Genomic DNA, 20047 nt, shown 5'->3' on the forward strand with positions numbered 1-20047 from the left:
TGACGCTTATGGCTCGTCCGCAAACGGAGGGTTTACTTTATTTTCCGCTTGATGTAGATATTTTTGCAGATAGAAAAATCAAAATCGTTGTCGCAAAATACGGTACAGACGGTTTCGCACTATATGTCTATTTGCTCTGTACGATATTCAAGGAGAGATATTATATCAAAGTTGATGAAGATTTTAATTACATAGTATCATCAGATTTGAAGATTGATTTCAAGAAATCATGTGAGATACTCGATTTTCTCATCGAAAAGGAAATGTTTGATAAAAGGCTTTTCGAGGAAGAGAATGTACTTACCTCAAAGAGTATTCAGGATAGATACCAACAGGCTATTAAAAGTAAGGCAAGAAAAACAGCTGTAAATGTTGATGAAAAATACTGGTTGCTCGGCGAAAATGAAACCGAGAATTTCATAAATGTTTATAATGGGGAGGAATTATCAAAGAAAAGATATAATTCTTCCAAGAAAAATGAGGATAATTCCACGAAAAATGACATAAAGGAAAGTAAAGGAAAAGAAAGTAAAATAAATGAAAGTAAAGTAGAGGAAAGTACAGCAGACGAAAAATTCCGTCTTCCGACAAGTGATGGGTATTACATTCTCAAAAGGGAATTTTATGATAAGCTTTCATCAGCCTATCCAAGAACTGATATAGACGAATGTTTGCGTAATTTGCGGATATGGTTAGAGGCTAATCGTGAGCGTTTAAAGCCAAGCTGTAATATGCAAGCCTATATCAACACTTGGATAGCTCGTGACACTGAACAGGGCAAGTGTCGCCGTTCTGAAGGCTATGAAGCCACTTACGACCTTGAGGCCTATGAAAATTCATACGATTTTTAGCGGCGGCTCGCCGCCTTGAACAAAACTTTTATCTGTCTTAGGGGAAGTTCATTAGCTAATTAAACATCGCAATGGCATTCTTGACTTCGGTTGCGGTCTGGTCAGTGAAAAGATATTCGTATGAATAGAGCATAAAGCCATCACAATTTATACTCCTGCCATAAAGAATTTGATTTTTCAGAATTTCGTCAGATTCAAGCCATGTTCCGCTATCGCTGTCAGAGCCAGCCTTGTATACCGCCAAACCAATATAGAATTTTACACCTTTATTGCTGATTATCTTTCGCCATTCATCAGCGGATTTCTTAAAAGGCAAATATGGGTGTGTATTGCTGACATAAATTTGCGGACAGATATAGTCTACAAAGCCTGAAATACTGCCCCAAGACTTTATATCGGCAGAAATTTTCTCGTCATTTTCTGTGTTGCACTGCGGAGAAATTCCGAACACAACATCGTCTTTTATTTCGTGAATAGCCGTATATACACCCGAAATAAGTGCATTTATATTCGCCTTACGCCATTCTGAATGTGTAAGCGGAGAATAATTCTCGTCAACTGTTGCAAGATATGCTTTATAATCAACTTCATCGCATTTCATATCGCTTTCGGGATAGAAATAATCGTCAAAGTGTATGCCGTCTACTGCGTAATTCTCTACGACCTCACGAACACCATTTATAATCAGCTCTCTAACTTCGCTATATGCGGGATTATAGTAAATATTCTTTTCGCTTTGAAAGGTATATCGGTCATTTTCTTCGTTATCATCGTTTTGCCAAATGGTATAGGGATTATCTGAGGATAGGGCAGAGGGTGTCTTTGAAAAGCGTATTCTTAGGGGATTTATCCACGCATGAACCTTGATATTCTTTTTGTGTGAGGCATCTATGATATATTTAAGAGGGTCATAGTTTGGGTTCTTGCCCTGTGTTCCGCTGATAATATCCGACCACGGAAAATACTTTGATGGATAGAGCGAATCGCCATTCGGGCGAATATGAATTATAATCGTATTGAGCTTATTTTTTGTGCAGTTTTCGAGAATATCGTCTATACGCTGATGAAAAGCCTTTTCACTTCGGTCTGTACCGCTCATATTCAGCGACATATACGGAATCCATACGGCACGCATTTCTTCATCGGTATTTTCTTTGATTACAGCCGTTTCTATGGCTTTAACGGCAGTTTTTGACTCAGTAATACTATTTTCGCCGGTTTCGTTTATGGAAGGTTTTATGGAAGGGAAAATCATAGAAAGCACCACCGCAGAAATCATCAGAAATACAGAAATAAAAGCAGGAATCAGATTTATAAGATTTTTTTTCATTTGCCACACACCTTGATTTTTATTTATTATAATTATATAATTATTTCAAGTAAATAATTCTAAGGGTTGTGAAAAAGTGGAATGGATTTTAATTGCATATTTTGTAATTATAAATATTCTGGCGGTTTATGCGACAATTCACGATAAAAAGAGTGCCATAAAGCATAAATGGAGAGTACCCGAAAGCACGCTCCTGATATTAGCTGCAATAAGTGGTTGTGTTGTGATGTATATAACTATGCGTATAATTCACCACAAGACCAAAAAGCTCAAATTTATGCTTGGCATACCGGTGATTTTTGTACTTGAAGTTCTGGCAGTTTTTTGCGTGAAAGTACTTATTAGCTAACAGATTTTCTAAAGACAATTAAAAGTTTCGCTTGAGCCTTTTTAAAGGCTCACAGTTTCCAAAGGTAGTCACCTACGGCAGAGCCTTTGGTCGCTCTCCGCAGAGAGCGAAACACTTTATACTTCTCTAAGCGCAGGAGGGTAGAAAAACATTCCGGTGGAATGTTTTTCGTAGGGAACTCTCGCAGGGGGTTCCCTGTAGAACTAATCTTGCTGACAAGAGAAATTTAAGCGGTGGACAAAGTCCACCGCTTTAGGAGCAAAGAATGTTAAGGGAGTTGCCCTTAAGCGGTGAGCCGCCGCCCCCAAGACGCGGAATCGCTCGGCTTTGCCTCGCTCGTAGTGAATTAGTGAAGATAGTTGACGCGGTCGGAGAAACTACCGAGCAGGTGAACTGTGCTTTTAGATGTCTTAGATAAATTAGTAAACTAAATTGAAAGGTGGACTTAATATGAATGAAAGTAAATTTACACCTACACCACATATCGAGGCGAAATATGGAGATTTCACCGAAACAGTTATTATGCCTGGTGACCCTCTCAGAGCAAAGCATATAGCTGAGAATTTCCTGACCGATGCAAAGCTTATCAATTCTGTAAGAGGAATGTATGCTTATACCGGAAAATATCAAGATAAGAAAGTTTCGGTTATGGCAAGTGGTATGGGTATGCCGTCTATGGGAATTTATTCCTATGAGCTTTATAATTTCTATGGCGTTCAAAACATAATCCGTACAGGTACGGCTGGTGCAATAAGCGATAAACTCCATATCAGAGATGTAGTTCTTGCAATGGCATCTTGCTATAATTCAAACTATGCCCAGCAATATAAATTACCGGGAACAGCTGTTCCGACAGCGGATTTTGGCTTGCTTGATTCTGCATATAATAAAGCAAGAGAAATGAATATGCCAGTGTATGTCGGTACGATACTTTCAACGGATAATTTCTATTACGATGACCCCGATACACTCAAACAGTGGCAAAAACTTGGTATCTTAGCGACAGAAATGGAAAGTGCGGCACTTTATTTTAATGCTATGCGAGCAGGTAAAAATGCACTTTGTATATGTACAATTTCTGATTGCCCTTTGACAGGTGAAAGCGCATCTTCTGAAGAACGCCAAACCTCATTTAATGATATGATAAAATTAGCCTTGTCTTTAGTGTAATATTATACTTTTAAAAGATAAAAACGAAATGAAAAATACGCCACAACTCGGATAAAAGAGTTATGGCGTATTTTAAATATTATGGAATTATTGCATATCCTCAAGAATTTCAGTATAATGCTCCTTTGGCATATAGCCTACTTCTCTTGCATACTCAGAGCCGTCTTTAAAGAACATAACTGTTGGTATACTTGATATTCCGAACTTATATGCAAGCTCTCTGCCGTCACCGTCAACATCTATCTTTACAACAGTAACCTTGCCGTCATATTCGTCTGCGATTTCTTCGATAATTGGTGCAAGCATTCTGCAAGGACCACAACGGTCTGCATAAAAATCTGCCATTAGAATTTCGTCACTGTTAAGCAGTCTTTCAAATTCTGTTACAACTGGGTGAAGTACATTGCTCATAATTTTAATCCTCCTTATGAGACTTATTTTGTATTAAATCAGCCTTTATATTCCTCAATAGTGATTTTTTTAATTGTTACATCTTTCTTTGGTTTATTACTGTCGTCAACATCTACTGACGCAATCTTATCAACAATATCCATTCCCTCGTATACTTGTCCGAAAACGGTGTGTCCTCTGTCAAGATTATTGAAAGCACCATCAAGATTGATATTTCCGCCGTTATCGTCATAAAGCTTCTTTACGGCGTCTGTAACCTTTGTCATATCGGTTATATTTCCGTAGGTTGAGGCAAGCGCTGTGCGGTAGCTTGCAAGAATATCATCTTCACTGCCTGATGTTGTTTCGAGATAGCTCTTTTTATAGTTTTCCCATTGACTTGATACAACGGATTTATACTGTTCAAAGTTGCTTGAAAGGCTATCCCAATCGAACTTTGTAGAGTTGTCCTTCTGATTGATAAAGAACTGACTGCCGTTAGTATCTGGACCGGAATTAGCCATAGAGAGCGAACCGCGAATGTTAAAGAGTTTATTTGAAAATTCGTCCTCAAAGCTCTTTCCATATATGCTTTCTCCGCCTGTACCATTACCGAGAGGGTCGCCGCCCTGAATCATAAAGTCCTTGATAACTCTATGGAAGGTAAGTCCGTTATAATAGCCGTCCTTTGCGTGAGTTACGAAGTTCTCAACAGCCTTTGGTGCTGCCTCAGGGAAAAATCTTATCTTGATTGTACCCTCAGAGGTCTCCATAATAGCTACGGTATCGCCTGCCTTTGGCTTTTCAAGCTGATAACCGATTTCGTGCTCCTTATCATCATAGACAGTTGGTTCAACAAATACCTTATTTATAATATCTGATGAATCTGTTGAGCTTGTAGAACTTGTTGTTTCCTTGCTTGATTCTGTTGTTGTGCTTGAAACTGAAGAAGTGCTTTCAGCCTTTGAACTACTTTCGGTAGAACCGCTGTTTGAACAGCCTGTTGCAACGGCTGCGGCAATCATAGCAAGAGCAATAATAGTTTTTATTCTTTTGTTTTTCATAATTAGTTCCTTTCTGAATTATGGAATTGCCATAGTAATATTTTTACAATTATTCTAATATATATTCTATCCTAACTTGCCGAATAAAGCAAGCATAAAATAGTTTGCTGGGATTTCGGCGGAATATATGGCAATATGCACTCATATAATGTGAGGAAAGCAGTAAGCGGAAAGCAAAGTCTCAATATAATCCGCACGAAAGGAATGAAGCCTAAAATGATAGAATATTATCCCGAAGGCAAGCTTATAGGCAAGCCCGAAAACAAATTGCAGATAAGCTCTCTGCAAGGACTTATGGACGCACAGCAAGAAGGCATTACCCTTGAGGCAAGAGCCATTGTCTGCGATTCTTCGCATAATCTTATAGTCGAGCTTGGCTCAATAAGAGGAATTATCCCTCGTGAAGAGGGTGCTATCGGAATAAAAGAAGGTACTGTAAGAGATATTGCGATTATTTCACGAGTAAATAAGCCTGTGTGTTTTGTTGTTGAGGACTTTATGAAGGGTTCTGACGGCAATCTTATCCCGATACTTTCAAGGAGAGCCGCACAGGAACGCTGTATGCAGAATTATATTGATGAGCTTATTCCCGGTGATATTATTAACGCAAAAATTACGCATCTTGATTCATTCGGAGCATTTGCGGATATTGGCTGTGGAATAGTATCGCTCTTGCCGATTGATTCAATTTCGGTTTCGAGGATAGACCACCCGAGAGAGCGTTTTTCTGTCGGAATGGATATTCGGGCCATAATCAAAAATAAGGATAACGGCAGGATAAGTCTTAGCCATAAGGAGCTTTTGGGTACTTGGGAGGAAAATGCAGAGCAATTCTCGATAGGTGAAACTGTTGCGGGAGTAATTCGTTCGGTTGAGGATTACGGAGCATTTGTAGAGCTTGCACCTAATCTTGCAGGACTTGCCGAAACTCACGCAAATATTGAAGCAGGACAGCAAGCGAGCGTTTACATAAAGAATATCATACCCTCACGAATGAAAATTAAGCTAATAATAATTGATGCCTTTATGAGTGACAGAACGCCAACACCGCCAAATTATTTTTATAATGGCACACATATAGACCGTTTTCAATATTCACCGGAATCTTCTCTGAAAATCGTAGAAACTATTTTTCAATGATAATTTATAGCTAATCATTTTGCACACGCAGTTTTAAGAATGAACTGCGTGTGCTTTTTCATAATCAGCGAACGAACTTCCCATAAAACAGCTTAGCTGATAAACTTCTCTAAGACAGATAAAAGTTTTGCGCAAGCTTTTTCAAAAGCTTGCGGATTCTAAAGGCAGAGCCTTTGGTCGCTCTCCGCAGAGAGCGAAATACTTTTGGGCGAAGCCCTTAAGCGGCGAGCCGCCGCCCCCAAGACGCGGAATCGCTCGACAAGTCTCGCTCGTAGTTTATTAGATAAGGTTGTTGCCGCGGTCGATGAAACTACCGAGCGGGCGAACCTTGTTCGCCCCTACGATTAGCTGTCTTAGGGGAATCCATTAGCTAAAACGACATATTTAGACAAATTTTTCTTATTTAATTTATTTTGTATATTGAAAATCTTGTTAAATTATGATATATTAAATTATATAAATATTACAGTGCAATTACATTATTAAATAATTTAGAGGTGTTATATTATGAAAAAGAAAATACTTGCAATTATTTTTTCTGCTCTTGTTGCGCTATCAATACCTTCAGCTTTAGTCGGTGCATACTATAATCTTCCACTAGATGTCGGTAACTTCAATGATTATGGCGGTGGTGGCGATTGGGGCGGTACTACTGATTATGGCGGTACTACTGATTATGGTGGTACTACATACTCAAGTAGTAGTGTTTCAGATGACCCAGAGGGTTTCATCATTACTGCAATCATTTTTATTGGTATTATAGTAATATCTATCATTTCTAATAATCGTTCTAAAAACAAAAGCAACAATGAGAATACTTCTTACAGTTCTTATGAAACACCTGCTCAATATATGCCTGCTGATTGCACAAATAAAATTACTGAATTTATCAAGCAAAATGATGCAGATTTCAATGCAGAAAAGTTTATTGCATGGAGTAAAAATATCTTTATTACTCTACAAACTGCTTGGAGCGAGCGTGACTGGGAGAAAATCCGTACTATCGAAAAGGAAGAGCTTTTTGAACAGCATAATGCTCAACTGCAAGAATATATTCGCCTTGGCAGAATAAATTGCATTGAAAGAATAAATGTTAATCAGGCATTCTTACATAAGTATGTCCGTGACGAGAATTTCGAACATTTGACCGTTTGTATGAAGGTCAGAATGATTGACTATATCATTGATGAAAAATCAGGTAAGCTCCTCAAAGGTAGCAAGGACAATGATGTATATATGACATATCTCCTTACATTCACAAGACGCAAGGGCATTAAAACTACACTTATAAATGGTGTTATATCTAATTCTTGCCCACATTGCGGTGCACCTGTTGATTCTGCAAGTGCCGGCAGATGTGAATATTGCGGAAGTATTATTCATTCCGGTGAATATAACTGGGTTCTCTCTGATATGCAGGCAGTTAAGCCGGGATTTAAGAATGATAATCGTGGTGTAATTCTTTTAGATAACAATAACAATAATACCCAGAACTGATTGGAGTAAATTTAATTAAAATGAAAAAGAAAATTCTCGCAGTTATCCTTTCGGCAATGGTTGCCTTATCACTTCCTACGGCAATAGTTGCCGAGGCATATTATGATTTTATTGATTTAGATAAAAAATCATCAAGTATTGTTTGATGATTTAGCGTAGCGTATCAAAACTTAATAAAAGACTTAATGGAGAACCAATCCTAAACACAGGGTTGGTTCTCTTTTTTTACGCAAAAAATCAAGTCGAACAAACAGGCAAATGATTGAAATTCAAGTTTGTAGGTGACAGTTATGAAGAATAACAATCAGGCATATTTCTATATGCCAAAAGAAATCATGTCAAGCGAATACAAGAACTATTCCGCAGAAACAAAGCTGCTCTTTTCTATGCTTATCTCCAATGCAAAAACTGCTGCGGCTATTGCCGATACAGCAAAGCTGATTGAGGAAATCGGAGTCAGAAAAATCAGCTCCATGCACAAATCACTGGAAAGCGAGATCGCTAAAATCAAAGAAAGTGAGGGTGCTTGATATGTTCGATTTTTTCTACGGCAACGAAGCGGAGCAGTACCAGTTTTACAGAGTACCGCAAGCACTTTTTACAAATGAGAAGTTCAGTAAAATATCCTGTGAGTCAAAGTTGCTCTACGGCTTTTTGCTTGATCGCTGCGGATTATCCCGAAAAAGCAAATGGTATGACGAGGACGGCAAGCTCTATGTCTTTTTTAAGCAGGAAGAAGCTATTGAAAAGCTGAACATCGGCAAAAACAAAGCGGTCAAAATTTTTGACGAGCTGGAGCAGACAGGCTTGATTGTCCGTAAGAAGCAAGGTCAGGGTAAGCCTACAAAAATCTATGTTTGCAACTTCACAAAAGAACTTGCAGATATGTCAGGAGATCAGACTTCCGCAGAAAACACCAAGGAGGAAGTCCAGACTCCCGAAAACAGGGAGTCTGAGATTTCCGTATCCTCTGAAAACAATCAAACGGAAGTCCAGACTCCCGAAAACGGGAAGTCTAAACTCTCCAAAACAGGGAGTCAATATATATATAGTTTGAATCAGACTGAGATGAATCAGACTAATCCATCTATCTATCAGCAGCGTGAAACAAAACAAACTTCTGAAAAGGATAGATGGACGGATGATGAAATTACAGAATGTGAAGAATTTATCAAAATGAATATTGACTATGACAATCTTCTGCATGAAGGTGTATCTCCAAATACCCTCGACATGATTGTTGATATTATGCTTGAAGCCTATAACCCTCAAAACGATTTCATTAAAATCCAAGGTCAGTCAGTCAGCCGTACTATCGCACTTCGTCAGTACGAAAAGTTAGACAGCGATCATATCCGCTACATACTTGACAGTATAACCGAAGAAGCTCGTAGAAAGAAAATCAAAAATCTGCGTCCGTATCTCAAAACGTGCTTGTATAACGCACCTCACAGCATAGATATGCACTATGATAATGAGCTTCAATTCGATTATAGTGCATCAAATGATAACGAAAGCTAACTTTTGCCCCATTGGAGCAAAAGTAGGATAACAACAACTTCTGCCCCATCGGGGCAAAAGTAGAGTGAAAGGATGAATTATCAAAATGACCATTGTTACACAGGAAAACGATCTTATCAACTATGACGCAATTAAACTTGTGTCTATTTACACAGGTACTTTCTCCGACGATGGAGAGGAAGAAAAAGAAGTCTATACGCTACTTGCGTTTGATTTCAACTGCGAAGTCGGAGCCGATCTTGACGATGCTGTTGACAGTGCAATTCAACTCGGAGCTTTTACGGATATGCAGAAATGCAATGAAGTTCTGAATGGTCTGATCTCCAGTATCGTTGAAGGCAAGAATTTGTTCCATGTGCCGCAGCCTGACGGTTCGCTGACATGAGTAGACAGGACGCCGAAAAAACCATCTCGTTCTCGGTGCAGGCTGTCAGAATTACGGCTGATTTGATGAACGAAATGTGCAGAACATTTCTTAATTCGCCGCCGAAACATGGAAAGGTCAGATATGGCGATATTGCCAAAACAGGTAAACTGGAATCTATTGAGGTGACGGAGAACAATATCGGAAGTTTTCTTGATACCGCAAGAAAATACGATATTGACTATGCCCTCAAGCGTGACAGCTCCACCTCACCGCCAACATATCATGTGTTTTTTACAACCGGACATTCCGAGAATTTCCGCAAAGCCTTTGCCGAGTATGCCGGAGGTATGCAGTCACGGCTTGAAAACAATTCGGTTATCAACCGTGAACAGATCAAGCAGAACGCAAAGATTATCTCGCAGAAATCTTCCGAAAAAGCTGCCGAAAAGCATTTGTCTAAATCGGACATAGCAGGAAGGTGAGCGTATGGACAGTAAAAAAATAAAGCAGCTGCTGCTCCGTTCTCTCCCTCTGATTCTTGTTGGATGGGTCGGAAACAAAATCAGTATGTCCTATCGTACTGCTCCGGGCAGCGACCTATATACCAAGTTCTCGCCATTCATTGACAGATTTTCTGATAACATATCCTCGCCTTTGCCAAGCTTCAATCTGATCGACCTGTTTGTCGGTATCTGTGCAGCACTGCTGTTTTGGGCATTTATCACCTACAAGCGTAAAAATCGCAAGAATTACCGATACAAAGAAGAATACGGCGGTGCGAAATGGGGCAGCGAAAAGGACATACAGCCATATTACGATTCTAAATGTCCTGACAACAATGTCATTCTGACACAGACGGAACGTCTGACGATGGGCAAGCCAAAATCCCCAAAGTATGCCCGTAACAAGAATATCGAGGTGATCGGCGGTTCGGGTTCGGGTAAGACACGCTTTTTCGTGAAGCCAAATCTTATGCAAATGCACAGCAGCTATGTAGTCACCGACCCGAAAGGCACGGTGCTTGTGGAGTGCGGAAAAATGCTTAGAAAGGGCAGACCAAGACGTGACAGGAACGGAAATGTTACTTACGAGCCGTACAAGATCAAGGTTTTTAACACCATTGATTTTAACAAATCCATGCACTACAATCCGTTCGCCTACATTAGACCTGAAACACGTGAGCAGGATATTCTGAAATTCGTTGAGGTTCTTGTCAAGAATACGACTTCAAAAGACGCTAAGGGGGACGACTTTTGGGTCAAGGCAGAAAAATTGTTGTATCAGGCATACATCGCCCTGATATTTACCACCTGCCCGAAGGAAGAACAAAACATGGAAACACTGGTAGAGTTCGTTAATGCTTCGGAATGCCGTGAAGATGATGAAACCTTCAAGAACAGTATCGACTGGGCTTTTTTCTATCTTGAAAAATGGCTTGATAACAGTTGGAGCGATGATGAGGAATTTGAAGAAGAAAATGCAAATTACAGCAGATTCCGTACTCTTGAACCGACAGCAGAGCAAAGATCACTGGGCAGATTTGCTATCCGGCAGTACAAAGCATACAAGCTTGCCGCAGGAAAAACAGCAAAGTCAATTCTCATTTCCTGCTCTACAAGACTTGCTCCGTTCAGTATCGACAAGGTGTTGGAGATAACGCAATATGACGAAATGCAGCTTGACACCATCGGTGATGAGCTGACGGCTCTTTTCGTTATCATCTCCGATACGGACAGTACATTCAACTTTCTTGTCGCTATCATGTACTCGCAAATGTTCAATCTGCTTTGCACTAAAGCGGATAATAACCCTGACGGTTCGGGAAGGCTGAAATATCATGTCCGTTGTCTGCTTGATGAGTTTGCTAATATCGGAGAAATTCCTGAGTTCGACAAGCTGATTGCCACCATCAGAAGCCGAGAAATCTCTGTCAGTATCATCTTGCAGACAAAATCGCAGCTCAAAGCGAAGTATAAGGACAATGCCGATACCATTGAGGGTAACTGTGATACCATGCTGTTTCTTGGCGGCAAGGAAAAAACCACGCTTAAAGACCTGTCAGAAAGTCTTGGTAAAGAAACGATTGATCTATTCAATACCAACATCACCAAAGGACAGAGCGAAAGCTCAGGTGTCAATTATCAAAAGACAGGACGTGAGCTGAAAACGCAGGATGAGCTGCAAGTGATGGACAATTCACAGTGTATTCTGCAAATCAGAGGTTTAAGACCGTTCTTATCCCAAAAATTCGATATTGAGAAGCACAAGCGTTATCCGCAGCTTTTTGATTATGACAAAAACAACTTTTTCGATGTAAAAAAATATGTTTCCGAAAGACGGAAGCGTAAAGCAAATCTGATAAAAAATACCGTAGTCGATGAATACGACTTCGTAATGTAAAAGGAGAAATGAAAAATGAATCAGTCAATTAACCCTATCAAGGCACAGCAGAAAAAAGAAAGAATCGCAAAAAGATCAAAGATTGCAAAGAAAGCTATCATGATTTTAGCAGTCGCTATGTGCATGATGTCACTCGCCGCCACCACAGTATTTGCCGCATCAGGCAAAGTAAACACAACTGATTTTATCAGCAAAACCATTACAGTTCTTCAGTCCGTTATTTCGCTTATCGGCGGCGGTCTTGCTGTTTGGGGTGTTGTCAATCTGATTGAGGGCTACGGCGGTGATAATGCCGCCGCAAAATCACAGGGTATCAAGCAGCTTATGGCTGGCTTGGGACTTGTTCTGCTTGGAATTGTAGTTGTACCTGTTCTCGGAACAATGATGAAAAATGCCATGAAATAATAAAATCCACTTACTTCTGCCCCATTGGGGCAAAAGTCACAGACATGTAATATTGCTTATAAAATCCCCCTTGCACACAAAGGGGGATTGGTAAAAGAGGTGATGAAACAATGAGTATAGTATCAGATGCACTTGATTCACTGAAAAATTGGTTTAAAGATACTCTTGCAGATGGTGTAGTAGCTTCATTGCAAAACACTTGTGATACACTTAACAGCACCTTCAATACAAGTAATCAGGGTATCATGAAGAACCTTCTGAGTTCCACTCCGGATAAATTTACTGGTTCAACTGAAAAAGGAGCAACTCCCATATGGAGCAGTATAGAAACAATAACGAATAATGCCATTGTGCCAGTGGCAATATTTGTTCTTGTTGTAGTCATAATGTACGAATTGATACAAATGGTAGTTTCAAATAATAACTTCCGGGATTTTGACACAAGCATATTTTTCCGATGGTCGGTAAAAGCTGTTTGCGGAATCTTGCTTGTGTCTAATGTATTCTATATTGCAACAAATATCTTTGGATTTGGTACAAGTGCAGTTAATACAGGACTTAACGCTTTGTTCCCAAAAGGTGAATCGTTCATCGAATCGGCAAAAATGTATGCGAAGCTAAAGTCTAATCTAAGCAATAACTGTGAAATAGGAGAATTGATAGTTTTGCTTATTCTTGCCTTTCTTGTTTCCATTGTAACATTTTTAGTTCTCGGTTCAATCATCATTGTTTTAGCAAGCAGAATGATTGAGATTTTCATGTATCTGTCAATCTCTCCTATTCCTATGGCAACTATGATGAATAACGACTGGGGGCAAATCGGGAAAAATTGGCTTCGTAATATTCTTGCTTTGGCTTTTCAGGGATTCTTTATTGTTGTTGCCCTTACGATATTTAAGACTCTTTTGGGAAATGTAATAACTCAAATGGCAAAACCAACATCAACAGCAGCTGCTTTATCCGGCAGTATGGCAATTATGCTTGGTTATGTAATTGCTCTGATATTTACTATTTTCCGAAGCAGTAATATCTCCAAATCTGCATTCGGGGCACAGTGATTTAACTTTTGCCCCGATGGAGCAGAAGTTGGAAAGGAGGAAAAATGGCAAAGCATGAACAGCATTTTGTAAAAATCCCAAAGGACTTATCACTGATAAGACAAAAATTTATTTTTGGGCTGACAAAGCGACAGGTTATCTGCTTCGCTATAGGTGCAGTAATAGGATTTCCTGCATTTTACATTTTTAATTCGTTACTTGGACTGCAAGCAGGCTGCCTTGCCCTTGGAATCGGAGCCGGACCCGCTATTTTTTGTGGATTGTTTAAGAAAAACGGTATGTATCTTGAAGTGGAAGTAAAGTTGATGATCGAGTTTTTTCGTAAACCGAAGGAGCGAACTTATCAATCTGAAAACAGCTTTAAGATTTTGGAACGGCAGATAGAATATGACAGGCTGAAAAGAATGCTTGATGAGAGCAACGCAGAAGCGAATAAGAGAAGAAGGTGATATTTTGGCTGAACAAAATCCAAAGAAACAGAAACAGAAAATACTGCTAACTAAGGAGCAGCAGAAACAGATTCAGAAACGCATGAGTGACCTGAAAAAGAAGAATATGAAAAACAGCTCAGCGACACAGACAATTATCCCATACATTGAAATGCTCAAGGACGGCATTTGCTATGTTGAGGATGGCAGGTTCTCAAGAACCATTGAGTTTTTTGATACCAACTATGAAATTGCCAATTTCGATGAAAAAAACGGTATTTTTTCTTCTTGGTGCGGTCTGCTGAATTATTTTGATGACAGTATTGATTTTCAGTTTGACTATGAGAATCAAAAGCAAAATCTTGATGAGGAACTTGAAAAAATCCGCATCGCTGACCAACAGGATAATTTTAATGCTGTTCGTAAGGAATACTCCGATATGCTCTGTAAACTCCGTAAGGGCAATAAAAGCGGATACATACTTCGCAAATTTCTTACATTTACCATAAGTGAAAAGAGTATTAAAGCTGCAAGAAGAAAGCTTGATTCCATTGCACAGGAAATTGTAAGACTGTTTTCAGAATTCTTCGTCAGAGCCTTTGTCCTTGATGGTAAACAGCGTTTAGAGATACTGTACCGTTCTCTGAATCCGACCGCAGATGATCGGTTTATCTTTGACTGGGGATTAAAAGCAAAAGGTGGTTACTCTACTAAAGACTTTATTGCCCCTATGTCGGCAAAGTTCAAAAAGAACAAATTCGAGCTGAATGATGGCTATGGGATGATAACATCCATTGATATTTTAGCCGGAGAGCTTTCAGACCGAATGCTTTGTGAGCTGCTTGATTGCGGCAGTCAGGTTTCCGTCAGCATACACATAAAATCCTTTGATCAGCTCAAAGCCTTAAAGCTTGTCCGTGGAAAGCTTTCCGATGTTGAGAAAATGAAAATAGACGAGCAGAAAAAAGCAAGTATGTCAGGCTATGATCCCGATATTCTGCCACAGCAGATCAAGCTTTATATCGAAGAACTGAATGAACTGCTTGCCGATCTGAACAGCAGAAATGAACGTCTTTTTAATATTACACTAACCGTTCGCAACTATTCAAAAACAGAGAAAAGAGCGATGCTTGAAATTGAGCAGCTGAAAAGACTGGTGCAGCAAAAGTCCTGCAAGCTGTTTCCGCTTGATTATATGCAGGAACAGGCTTTTGCTTCGTTTCTACCTATCGGTTATAATTCTATCCCGATTGAAAGAGCCTTACCTACATCTGCACTGGCAGTCTTTATCCCATTTACTACGCAAGAGCTTTATCAGGAACAGGGTTGTTACTACGGTCTGAATGTTTTGACAAAAAACATGATAATGGCAGATCGTGCTAATCTTAAAAATCCTAATGGTCTGATCTTCGGCACTCCCGGTTCAGGCAAGTCCTTTTCTGTTAAGCGTGAGATAATTGATCGATATTTAAAAACTACTTCCGATATAGTTATCACAGATCCCGAAGGAGAATACTATCCGCTTGTAAATTATCTCGGTGGTCAGGTTGTCAAGATTGCTTCAAACAGTACTCAGTTTATAAACCCTCTTGATATAAGTATACACGATAATGATGATGATAAGATTGCAACAAAATCTGATTTTCTTATATCATTATGTGAACTGATTGTAGGCGGACGTTTTGGTCTTGAACCGGAAGAAAAAACAGCAATAGATATTGCTACAAGGGCAGTGTACACATATTTCTTCACGCATAATCCAGTCAGAAGTAAAATGCCAATGCTTGAAGATCTGTTAAAAGCATTGAAAGATCAAGGAGAGATAGCTATGAGAGTAGCAAACTCTCTTGGAATGTATGTAACAGGTTCTCAGAATCTATTCAATAATCGCACAAATGTTGATATACGAAACCGTCTTGTATGCTATGACATTAAGGAGCTTGGTACGCAGCTCAAAAAAATTGCTATGCTTATTCTGCAAGATCAGGTATGGAACAGAGTATCCTTGAACCGTGAGCAGAACAAGAAAACGCTGTATTACATTGACGAATTTCATTTGCTGCTGCGTGACGAACAGACGGCAAAGTACAGTGTAGAGATGTGGAAACGATTCCGTAAATGGGGCGGCGTGCCAACAGGTATAACGCAGAATGTAAAAGACTTACTTACCTCTCCCGAAATCGAAAACATTCTTGATAACTCAGACTTTATTTATATGCTAAATCAAGCCGCAGGTGACAGGGATATATTGCAGGAAAAGCTGCATATATCCAATGAACAGATCAAGTATGTTACCGATAGCGGTCAAGGCAAAGGGCTTATCCGTTACGGTAAAACAATTCTGCCGTTTGAGGATAACTTCCCGAAAGATACGGTCATGTATTCTCTGATAACCACAAAACCTGAAGAGCGTCAGCTTTTAGAGGAGAAGTTAGCGAAATTGCAGCAAGGATAAGGCGGTGATTGAATGAGCCTTGAATATAAAGACAGAGGTATCCTGCATAAGCTGACAAGCGGAACAAAATTCAGACCGCAAAGTTCCTCAAAAGTGCTTGTCAAACTTACGGCTAAAGCTGCTTTAGCAGCCGAAACAACAGCCCTTTTTGCTAAGGATTTAGCCGTAAATTGCTTTGTAGGTAAGGAAACGCATATCAAGTTTGAACGCAGACAAGGTAAAAACGGCAAATACAGAACACATATCAAGCTTGTCAGAGCAGAAGCTCCGCAGCAACTGCCGAAGGGCATTTTGCATAAGCTTGATAATATCGGCAGATTTTTTGAAGGAGATAAGCCATTTCAGAAGAAAGCAAAAATAGAGTATAAGCCAAAGACTTTAAAAGGAAAAATTGCTTATTATGGTGTAGCAAAACAGCTTGCAGAGGGTACAAAGTTTCATCTCAAAACCTCTGCAAAATTGGTTAAAGGTGCTGCGTTAGCTTCTGAAAGTGCCTTATTCTCAGCAGGTTCGGCAGGAGTTAATATTATTGCTCGCAAGCTGCGTATGAGCAGTGATATGTCAGATGGCGGCAAAACCGCTATGACAGCCTTAGCTGCTGTCAGTACAGGCAGGAGAGCTGCCCGATACATTAAAACCTACCGTAAAAGACGTGTAAAGTATAAGGAACTAAAAAGGACGTATAAAAGTCAGAAACTCAGCACCAAATCGGCAAAATCAAAACTGAAAGCAATTCGCAAGGAAAATCGACCTATCCTACATAAGCACAGGATAAAAAGAGTAATCATTTACGGCGGAAATGTTAAACGTTTTGTCAAATACCATGCTCCGCAATATAGCAAATCCCTGAGCTTGGTTATTGCACAGAAGTCAAGAATTCATTTTCACAAGAAACAAATTATTGGCAGCATAACAAAAAACCAGGGTGCTTTAAAAAAAGCAAGACAGTCTTACCGTAAAGAATATCGCACTGAACGCAAAAAGCGTATAAAAATGGTCAAGGCGATCAAGGGACTCGGTGCTAAAAAGCCTGAACGAAGCATGACAAAAATGGTACAGCGTATTAAAGTAACTGCCTATTTGTATCGAAAAGAAGTTTTTGCGAAAACAAAAGAAAAAAATGTTGCCCGACAACTTACCGATATTCGCAAAGCCAAACGCCATAAAACAAAGCTACTGAAGGGGCAAAGAAAATTTGTCAACAAAATGTTTGCTCCAAAATACAAAAAGGCTAAAGCTATACGCAAACAGGCTTATAAGCGGCAAAAAAAGCTGAGTGCAGGAAAGCAGCTTGTACTGAAAAGCAAAATAAAGTACAGAAAAAAGCTCAATTCCAATGAAAAAGCTTTGTATAAAAATCAACGCAAGTTTGAAAAGCTTACAAAAAAACAACGATGGAAAAATTTTGTTGTTCCTGCTCCACTTGTTCCTGTAATTGTGCCCTCTTCCTTTGCCTTAAAACGAATAGGAAGAAAAGGATGGGAAAAAACTCTGACTGCTGATCAGAATAATGACTTTGTTCAAGCTGCTGATAAGATCAGCCGTGGTACTTCGGCTGTGAATAGTGCAGTAAAACCTTTGTCAAATAAGCTGCATGAAAGGCACACTCAGGCTCGGCAAAGTAAGCTGCAAAAAGAAAGAAACCGTTTAACTGAAAAGAAAACAGATTTCAAAAAAAATAAGCGTAAACATATCAAGAAGAATCAAAAAACCGTTGGTCAAAAAGCAGCAGAAAAAGCAAAAGCAGCTGCGAAAAAGGCGGCACAACAGGCGAAAAAAGCTGTAGGAAACTTTGCAAAATTTGCAATGAAGCTTCTTGGAGTACTTCTTTTGCCTATTATCGGCATTATCTTTATTTTCTCCATCATAATGATGATGTTTACAGGTTCATCCGGCAGCAGTGCATATATTCTCGGAACATATACATCTCAGGACAGATATATTTCATGGGCATGTGAGCATTACACCCATATTGCCTATGATCTTAATGAAAAAATCTTAAGGCTAAAAACAGACGACTGGAAAAACGCTTTGAACGATTTAGGTGTAGATACAAACAGCTATGATTCAAAGCCGGACAAAGTTTATTTCGGCAAAAGCGAAAAATACAGTGCAAAACCACACTTCGATTATGACGAAGATAAACTTGCTTCGTTTATGTGTGCTTACTATTACCAAAAGCCTGATAAAAACGGAAAAGTTCCTGATTGGGAATGGAAAAACGAAAGCGAAATAGATGCTGTGCTGCAAGATCTGTTTGATACGGAATATAGCTTCAAACACAATTATGAAGATTTTTCAGGGTGGAAACAGTATCAGAAATATAAGGTCTACGGTGGAGGAGGAGCAAACGGTGGAACTTACTATACAGTTGAAAAAGATGGTTTTACCCAAAGTCAGATGAAGCTAAAATCTGTTCCGTCTGAAATATGGGCATTTTCTAAAGATGGCTATATTCACTATGATTCCGATACTCTCGAAATACTGGATGCCAATTATGGCGACAAACAAACCGGATATTTTATTCAGGATCAGCGTTACTTTGTTACCGATCCAAAGGGAAACAAAACAAAGCCGTTTTATACTAAGAAAACAGTTGAGCGTTCAGAAGTAAAAAAATACATTTACGATGGAACTGTTCACTACCGTACATATGGCAGTAATTATGCACTTCTTGATGATAATAGCAAAGAAACAGGATATTTTATCGAAGATGTTAACACAAGACCGTTTAAGTATTACAAATTCGTTTGGGCACAAGGAAAAAATAGAGACGGCAGTGTTAAGTATTTAGATCGTACAGGCTTTTCTTTTACCGAAGAGGGCAAACAAATCTGGTATGTTGTTCCATCAGGCGATACTGAAAGATGGAGCAGCAGTACCAAGGACGCTTATCTGATAAGTTTCTATAGAAAGAATTACTGGTATGATAATTGCTCGCTTTATTACACCGTACAAAGCAAGTGCAGCTTTGACAAGGCAATCGAAAAAGTACTTAGTAAACTTGATGATAGTGAAGAACGAATCAAATTTTATCATCTGCTCGCAGAGGGTGAAGATGAAAAATCTCCATGCGGATACGGATTTCATCAGTCGATGGATGCTCCTGTTGGCAGTAGATCTTTACAGAAACTAATTGATAACGGAAAGATATATAACCGCTATGGCTATAACATCAAAGAATGGAACAAAAAAGACTGTGAGGGATTAGATAATAAGCATGAAGGTCTTGATATTCTATGTCGAAAAGGTGATAAAGTCTATGCCATGATGAGCGGCTCAGTCGAGTGGGTTGATGAAGGAAAAAATTCATTGTCAATTTTGGGAGATTGGAAATATTGGTACGATAATAATTCAACAAAAAAGACGGCACTTAAATATTTTAACGTCAAAACTAATCTAAAAAAGGGTGATACTGTAAAAACAGGGCAATTAATCGGAACGGTCACTACAAAGAAGCACTGCTACGACAACTGGGATAGTAAAGCAAGTAAGACATATCTTCATGTTGAAGTCGCTATTCGGTATGAAGATAAATTGATATTTCATGATGTATGGGCAAATGTTAATCCTATTTATCTTATGTATCGAAGCGATGATGAAGCAGTAAAATAGGAGGTTA

At 39.2% G+C, this 20047-nt stretch carries 19 protein-coding genes; 16 read left to right on the plus strand and 3 right to left on the minus strand.

Annotation, left to right across the window (positions count from 1 at the left end):
- The first annotated feature begins 8 nt into the window (after positions 1 to 8).
- Positions 9 to 851 (plus strand): DUF4373 domain-containing protein, encoded by an 843-nt coding sequence (locus ACLU24_RS02485; RefSeq protein WP_412610102.1) that lies wholly within the window; start codon positions 9 to 11, stop codon positions 849 to 851.
- A 55-nt stretch (positions 852 to 906) separates the two neighbouring features.
- On the opposite strand, the gene ACLU24_RS02490 is transcribed toward ACLU24_RS02485, so the two are convergent.
- A complete protein-coding gene (locus ACLU24_RS02490; protein ID WP_412610103.1) occupies positions 907 to 2181 on the minus strand; it encodes a glycoside hydrolase family 10-like protein in 1275 nt (424 codons plus the stop codon).
- 76 nt (positions 2182 to 2257) lie between these two features.
- Here ACLU24_RS02490 and ACLU24_RS02495 point away from each other — a divergent pair, with 76 nt between their 5' ends.
- Complete coding sequence (locus tag ACLU24_RS02495) at positions 2258 to 2530, plus strand: DUF1294 domain-containing protein (RefSeq protein ID WP_412610104.1); 273 nt, start codon at positions 2258 to 2260, stop codon at positions 2528 to 2530.
- Between the two features lie 450 nt (positions 2531 to 2980).
- Positions 2981 to 3700, plus strand: coding sequence for a purine-nucleoside phosphorylase (deoD, locus tag ACLU24_RS02500; RefSeq protein ID WP_412610105.1), 720 nt, complete (start codon positions 2981 to 2983; stop codon positions 3698 to 3700).
- Between the two features lie 87 nt (positions 3701 to 3787).
- Here the strand turns inward: deoD and trxA are convergent, their stop codons facing one another.
- Both trxA and ACLU24_RS02510 read right to left on the minus strand, forming a co-directional pair.
- Complete coding sequence (gene trxA, locus ACLU24_RS02505; RefSeq protein ID WP_412610106.1) at positions 3788 to 4111, minus strand: thioredoxin; 324 nt, start codon at positions 4109 to 4111, stop codon at positions 3788 to 3790.
- 38 nt (positions 4112 to 4149) lie between these two features.
- Complete coding sequence (locus ACLU24_RS02510) at positions 4150 to 5154, minus strand: peptidylprolyl isomerase (RefSeq protein ID WP_412610107.1); 1005 nt, start codon at positions 5152 to 5154, stop codon at positions 4150 to 4152.
- A 216-nt stretch (positions 5155 to 5370) separates the two neighbouring features.
- On the opposite strand from ACLU24_RS02510, the gene ACLU24_RS02515 reads away from it, so the two are divergent.
- The 13 genes from ACLU24_RS02515 to ACLU24_RS02575 all read left to right on the plus strand — a co-directional run bounded on the left by ACLU24_RS02515 (position 5371) and on the right by ACLU24_RS02575 (position 20040).
- Positions 5371 to 6294: a S1 RNA-binding domain-containing protein gene (locus ACLU24_RS02515; protein ID WP_412610108.1), complete on the plus strand. Its 924-nt coding sequence runs from the start codon at positions 5371 to 5373 to the stop codon at positions 6292 to 6294.
- 507 nt (positions 6295 to 6801) lie between these two features.
- Positions 6802 to 7791 (plus strand): TIM44-like domain-containing protein, encoded by a 990-nt coding sequence (locus ACLU24_RS02520; protein WP_412610109.1) that lies wholly within the window; start codon positions 6802 to 6804, stop codon positions 7789 to 7791.
- 20 nt (positions 7792 to 7811) lie between these two features.
- Entirely contained in the window at positions 7812 to 7937 is a 126-nt protein-coding gene (locus ACLU24_RS02525; RefSeq protein WP_412610110.1) for a hypothetical protein, read from the plus strand.
- Between the two features lie 144 nt (positions 7938 to 8081).
- On the plus strand, positions 8082 to 8321 hold the full coding sequence (locus ACLU24_RS02530; RefSeq protein WP_412610111.1) for a hypothetical protein: 240 nt from the start codon (positions 8082 to 8084) through the stop codon (positions 8319 to 8321).
- Between the two features lies 1 nt (position 8322).
- The gene (locus ACLU24_RS02535; RefSeq protein ID WP_412610112.1) at positions 8323 to 9312 is read left to right on the plus strand and encodes a replication initiator protein A; all 990 of its coding nucleotides are present in this window, start codon (positions 8323 to 8325) and stop codon (positions 9310 to 9312) included.
- A gap of 85 nt (positions 9313 to 9397) precedes the next feature.
- On the plus strand, positions 9398 to 9697 hold the full coding sequence (locus ACLU24_RS02540; protein WP_412610113.1) for a hypothetical protein: 300 nt from the start codon (positions 9398 to 9400) through the stop codon (positions 9695 to 9697).
- Positions 9694 to 10161 (plus strand): PcfB family protein, encoded by a 468-nt coding sequence (locus ACLU24_RS02545; RefSeq protein WP_412610114.1) that lies wholly within the window; start codon positions 9694 to 9696, stop codon positions 10159 to 10161. The genes ACLU24_RS02540 and ACLU24_RS02545 overlap by 4 nt, the downstream gene beginning before the upstream one ends.
- Before the next feature lie 4 nt (positions 10162 to 10165).
- The gene (locus ACLU24_RS02550) at positions 10166 to 12079 is read left to right on the plus strand and encodes a VirD4-like conjugal transfer protein, CD1115 family (RefSeq protein ID WP_412610115.1); all 1914 of its coding nucleotides are present in this window, start codon (positions 10166 to 10168) and stop codon (positions 12077 to 12079) included.
- 126 nt (positions 12080 to 12205) lie between these two features.
- Positions 12206 to 12484 carry a Maff2 family mobile element protein gene (locus ACLU24_RS02555; RefSeq protein WP_412610344.1) on the plus strand — a complete coding sequence of 93 codons (279 nt, stop codon included), beginning with the start codon at positions 12206 to 12208 and terminating at the stop codon, positions 12482 to 12484.
- Positions 12485 to 12594: 110 nt separating this feature from the next.
- Complete coding sequence (locus ACLU24_RS02560) at positions 12595 to 13542, plus strand: VirB6/TrbL-like conjugal transfer protein, CD1112 family (RefSeq protein WP_412610116.1); 948 nt, start codon at positions 12595 to 12597, stop codon at positions 13540 to 13542.
- 44 nt (positions 13543 to 13586) lie between these two features.
- Positions 13587 to 13991 (plus strand): PrgI family protein, encoded by a 405-nt coding sequence (locus tag ACLU24_RS02565; protein WP_412610117.1) that lies wholly within the window; start codon positions 13587 to 13589, stop codon positions 13989 to 13991.
- Positions 13954 to 16425, plus strand: a complete 2472-nt coding sequence (locus ACLU24_RS02570) for a VirB4-like conjugal transfer ATPase, CD1110 family (protein ID WP_412610118.1) — start codon at positions 13954 to 13956, stop codon at positions 16423 to 16425. Before ACLU24_RS02565 ends, ACLU24_RS02570 begins: the two co-directional genes overlap by 38 nt.
- A gap of 12 nt (positions 16426 to 16437) precedes the next feature.
- Positions 16438 to 20040, plus strand: coding sequence for a M23 family metallopeptidase (locus tag ACLU24_RS02575; protein WP_412610119.1), 3603 nt, complete (start codon positions 16438 to 16440; stop codon positions 20038 to 20040).
- Positions 20041 to 20047 lie beyond the last annotated feature (7 nt).

Source organism: Pseudoruminococcus sp. (assembly GCF_047012705.1).
Lineage (GTDB): Bacteria > Bacillota > Clostridia > Oscillospirales > Acutalibacteraceae > Pseudoruminococcus.

Bases quoted from the DNA above. Each gene is read 5' to 3' on its own strand.
- ACLU24_RS02570 (WP_412610118.1), top strand. From the start codon at position 13,954: ATGAGAGCAACGCAGAAGCGAATAAGAGAAGAAGGTGATATTTTGGCT.
- ACLU24_RS02545 (WP_412610114.1), top strand. From the start codon at position 9,694: ATGAGTAGACAGGACGCCGAAAAAACCATCTCGTTCTCGGTGCAGGCT.
- ACLU24_RS02555 (WP_412610344.1), top strand. From the start codon at position 12,206: ATGTCACTCGCCGCCACCACAGTATTTGCCGCATCAGGCAAAGTAAAC.
- ACLU24_RS02540 (WP_412610113.1), top strand. From the start codon at position 9,398: ATGACCATTGTTACACAGGAAAACGATCTTATCAACTATGACGCAATT.
- ACLU24_RS02490 (WP_412610103.1), bottom strand. From the start codon at position 2,181: ATGAAAAAAAATCTTATAAATCTGATTCCTGCTTTTATTTCTGTATTT.
- ACLU24_RS02515 (WP_412610108.1), top strand. From the start codon at position 5,371: ATGATAGAATATTATCCCGAAGGCAAGCTTATAGGCAAGCCCGAAAAC.
- ACLU24_RS02525 (WP_412610110.1), top strand. From the start codon at position 7,812: ATGAAAAAGAAAATTCTCGCAGTTATCCTTTCGGCAATGGTTGCCTTA.
- ACLU24_RS02565 (WP_412610117.1), top strand. From the start codon at position 13,587: ATGGCAAAGCATGAACAGCATTTTGTAAAAATCCCAAAGGACTTATCA.
- deoD (WP_412610105.1), top strand. From the start codon at position 2,981: ATGAATGAAAGTAAATTTACACCTACACCACATATCGAGGCGAAATAT.
- ACLU24_RS02520 (WP_412610109.1), top strand. From the start codon at position 6,802: ATGAAAAAGAAAATACTTGCAATTATTTTTTCTGCTCTTGTTGCGCTA.
- trxA (WP_412610106.1), bottom strand. From the start codon at position 4,111: ATGAGCAATGTACTTCACCCAGTTGTAACAGAATTTGAAAGACTGCTT.
- ACLU24_RS02530 (WP_412610111.1), top strand. From the start codon at position 8,082: ATGAAGAATAACAATCAGGCATATTTCTATATGCCAAAAGAAATCATG.
- ACLU24_RS02485 (WP_412610102.1), top strand. From the start codon at position 9: ATGGCTCGTCCGCAAACGGAGGGTTTACTTTATTTTCCGCTTGATGTA.
- ACLU24_RS02535 (WP_412610112.1), top strand. From the start codon at position 8,323: ATGTTCGATTTTTTCTACGGCAACGAAGCGGAGCAGTACCAGTTTTAC.
- ACLU24_RS02510 (WP_412610107.1), bottom strand. From the start codon at position 5,154: ATGAAAAACAAAAGAATAAAAACTATTATTGCTCTTGCTATGATTGCC.
- ACLU24_RS02575 (WP_412610119.1), top strand. From the start codon at position 16,438: ATGAGCCTTGAATATAAAGACAGAGGTATCCTGCATAAGCTGACAAGC.
- ACLU24_RS02550 (WP_412610115.1), top strand. From the start codon at position 10,166: ATGGACAGTAAAAAAATAAAGCAGCTGCTGCTCCGTTCTCTCCCTCTG.
- ACLU24_RS02560 (WP_412610116.1), top strand. From the start codon at position 12,595: ATGAGTATAGTATCAGATGCACTTGATTCACTGAAAAATTGGTTTAAA.